This is a genomic window from Streptomyces spongiae, assembly GCF_009377185.1.
Classification (GTDB): Bacteria; Actinomycetota; Actinomycetes; order Streptomycetales; family Streptomycetaceae; genus Streptomyces; species Streptomyces spongiae.
Window position 1 is genome coordinate 1 of record NZ_VJZC01000915.1, and the last position, 2,665, is coordinate 2,665.

Annotated in this window: 2 protein-coding genes, 1 rRNA gene and 1 pseudogene; 3 read left to right on the forward strand and 1 reads right to left on the reverse strand. The window is 70.8% G+C overall.

Annotation, left to right across the window (positions count from 1 at the left end; translation table 11 throughout):
• The 3 genes and pseudogenes from FNH08_RS48610 to FNH08_RS48620 form a co-directional block, all read left to right on the forward strand.
• Window positions 1–139: pseudogene (locus FNH08_RS48610) on the forward strand (DUF4350 domain-containing protein); the annotation flags it as partial.
• On the forward strand, window positions 139–1,128 hold the full coding sequence (locus tag FNH08_RS48615; RefSeq protein ID WP_152778296.1) for an AAA family ATPase: 990 nt from the start codon (window positions 139–141) through the stop codon (window positions 1,126–1,128). The pseudogene FNH08_RS48610 and the gene FNH08_RS48615, both read left to right, overlap by 1 nt.
• Window positions 1,128–2,438 (forward strand): DUF58 domain-containing protein, encoded by a 1,311-nt coding sequence (locus FNH08_RS48620; RefSeq protein ID WP_152778297.1) that lies wholly within the window; start codon window positions 1,128–1,130, stop codon window positions 2,436–2,438. Before FNH08_RS48615 ends, FNH08_RS48620 begins: the two co-directional genes overlap by 1 nt.
• A 100-nt stretch (window positions 2,439–2,538) precedes the next feature.
• Here FNH08_RS48620 and rrf read toward each other — a convergent pair.
• Window positions 2,539–2,655, reverse strand: a 5S ribosomal RNA gene (gene rrf, locus FNH08_RS48625).
• Between the last annotated feature and the right edge of the window lie 10 nt (window positions 2,656–2,665).

Genomic DNA, 2,665 nt, shown 5'->3' on the forward strand with positions numbered 1-2,665 from the left:
GTCCACCCACCTCCACCACCACGGAGACGGACAGGCCCTGCACGCCCTCCTCTTCGGCCCACCGCCAGGCGACGACGCAGCACTGATCGCCCTCGCCGACCAACTCGACGCCCTCGAAAGAGAGGTACGCCGTCCATGATGGACCCGACCACTGACAACGCCGGGTACGCCGGGGACCCGGGCGCCGCCCGCTCCTCCCTGGAAGCCCTGCGCGCCGAGATCGCCAAGGCCGTGGTCGGCCAGGATCCCGCGGTGACCGGCCTCGTCGTCGCCCTCCTCTGCCGCGGCCACGTCCTCCTCGAAGGAGTCCCCGGAGTCGCCAAGACACTCCTCGTCCGCGCCCTGGCATCGGCCCTCGAACTCGACACCAAGCGCGTCCAGTTCACCCCTGACCTGATGCCGAGCGACGTCACCGGATCCCTCGTCTACGACACCCGCACCGCCGAGTTCTCCTTCCAGCCCGGCCCGGTCTTCACCAACCTGCTCCTCGCCGACGAGATCAACCGCACGCCGCCCAAGACCCAGTCGTCGCTCCTGGAAGCCATGGAGGAACGCCAGGTCACGGTCGACGGCACCCCGCGCCCCCTCCCGGACCCCTTCCTGGTCGCCGCGACCCAGAACCCCGTCGAGTACGAGGGCACGTACCCCCTCCCCGAAGCCCAGCTGGACCGTTTCCTCCTCAAACTCACGATCCCGCTCCCCTCCCGCCAGGACGAGATCAACGTCCTCACCCGTCACGCGGAGGGTTTCAACCCACGCGACCTGCGCGCCGCCGGCGTACGCCCCGTCGCGAACGCGGCAGACCTGGAAGCCGCCCGCGCCTCGGTCGCCAAGACCACGGTCTCCCCCGAGATCACCGGCTACGTCGTGGACATCTGCCGCGCCACCCGCGAATCCCCGTCCCTCACCCTCGGCGTCTCCCCGCGCGGCGCCACAGCCCTCCTCGCGACCTCACGCGCTTGGGCCTGGCTCACGGGCCGCGACTACGTCATCCCGGACGACGTGAAGGCCCTCGCCCTCCCGACGCTGCGCCACCGCGTCCAGCTGCGCCCGGAGGCCGAGATGGAAGGCGTGACGGCCGACTCGGTGATCAACGCGATCCTCACCCACGTCCCTGTCCCCCGCTGATGGCGCTCACCGGACGCGCCGCGCTCCTCGCGGCCCTCGGCTCCCTCCCCGTCGGCATCTGGGTACCCAGCTGGACGGGCATCCTCGCCGTGAACGCCCCTCTGGCGCTGGCCTGCGCCTGCGACTTCGCTCTCGCCGCGCCCGTACGCCGCCTGGGCCTGTCCCGCTCCGGCGACACCTCCGCGCGCCTGGGCGAAACGGCGGACGTCACCCTCACGGTCACCAACCCGTCCAACCGCCCCCTGCGCGCCCGCCTCCGCGACGCCTGGCCTCCGAGCAGCTGGCAGCCAGGTACCGAGGTGGCCGCCTCCCGCCACCGCCTCACGATCCCCCCGGGCGAACGCCGACGCGTCACGACCCGCCTGCGCCCCACACGCCGGGGCGACCGCCAAGCGGACCGCGTCACCATCCGCTCATACGGTCCTCTGGGCCTGTTCGCCCGCCAGGGCAGCCACAAGGTCCCCTGGACGGTACGGGTCCTGCCCCCGTTCACCAGCCGCAAGCACCTGCCCTCCAAGCTGGCCCGCCTGCGTGAACTCGACGGCCGCACCAGCGTCCTGACACGAGGCGAGGGCACGGAGTTCGACAGCCTCCGCGAGTACGTTCCCGGGGATGACACCCGCTCCATCGACTGGCGCGCCACAGCCCGTCAGTCCGCAGTCGCCGTACGCACCTGGCGTCCGGAACGCGACCGCCACATCCTGCTGGTCCTGGACACCGGCAGGACCTCCGCGGGCCGCGTGGGCGATGCTCCCCGTCTCGACGCCTCCATGGACGCGGCTCTGCTCCTGGCCGCCCTCGCGTCCCGCGCCGGCGACCGCGTCGACCTCCTCGCCTACGACCGCCGCGTGCGCACCCTCGTCCAGGGCAGAACGGCAGGCGATGTCCTCCCTTCCCTGGTCAACGCGATGGCCACCCTGGAACCCGAACTCGTCGAGACCGACGCCCGCGGCCTCACCGCCACCGCTCTCCGTACAGCCCCGCGCCGCGCCCTGATCGTGCTCCTGACAAGCCTCGACGCGGCCCCCGTCGAAGAAGGCCTGCTCCCGGTACTCCCTCAACTCACCCGGCGCCATACGGTCCTCGTGGCGTCAGTGGCAGATCCGCACATCGCCGGCATGGCCAAGGCACGCGGCAACCCGGAGGCCGTCTACGAGGCTGCCGCCGCAGCCCAGGCCCAGGCGGAACGGGACCGAACAGCCGAGCAGTTGCGCCGCCACGGAGTCACGATCGTCGACACGACCCCGGACGACCTGGCACCGGCGCTGGCGGACGCCTACCTGGCCTTGAAGGCAGCGGGACGCCTGTGAACAGCGTTTCCCAGGGGCAGATGCCAATGCCACCTGGGAAAGGCCGTCCTGAAAAACGAAAAAGGCCCACACCGTAAGGTGTGGGCCTTTCTCAACGATTGTTCGGCGGTGTCCTACTCTCCCACAGGGTCCCCCCTGCAGTACCATCGGCGCTGTAAGGCTTAGCTTCCGGGTTCGGAATGTAACCGGGCGTTTCCCTCACGCTATGACCACCGAAACACTATGAA

Excerpts from the sequence above, each read along its gene's own strand:
- FNH08_RS48620 (WP_152778297.1), top strand. The coding sequence starts at position 1,128 with ATGGCGCTCACCGGACGCGCCGCGCTCCTCGCGGCCCTCGGCTCCCTC.
- FNH08_RS48615 (WP_152778296.1), top strand. The coding sequence starts at position 139 with ATGGACCCGACCACTGACAACGCCGGGTACGCCGGGGACCCGGGCGCC.